Annotated in this window: 1 protein-coding gene; it reads right to left on the reverse strand. The window is 54.5% G+C overall.

Going from position 1 to position 255, the window contains the following annotated elements; translation table 11 throughout:
* On the reverse strand, positions 1-255 hold a 255-nt coding region (locus L8I05_RS29480; RefSeq protein ID WP_242176741.1), incomplete at both ends, for an immunoglobulin-like domain-containing protein.

Raw genomic sequence — 255 nt, forward strand, 5'->3', positions numbered from 1 at the left:
GGTTTCACCAGCTTTGATGGTGATAGTTTGGCCGTTGCTCAACGTCACGGTGACGTCGGTTTGCGCTTTGTTGGTCAACGTCGCGGTGTAGGTAATCTCACCACCTTCAACCACCGAGGTTTTGTCGGCGGAGAGGGAAACCGTGGTGTTGTCGATCGAATCGGTGATCGTGGTTTCGGCCGCCTTCGGATCGGTCACCAGATTCTCGAAGTTTCCGCCTTCGGTTTTAGCGATAGTGGTGCTGACAGTCGAACC

The organism is Pseudomonas sp. MONT-RG-20F-20-E-7-02 (genome assembly GCF_022662395.1).
In the GTDB taxonomy this organism is placed as follows: Bacteria; Pseudomonadota; Gammaproteobacteria; order Pseudomonadales; family Pseudomonadaceae; genus Aquipseudomonas.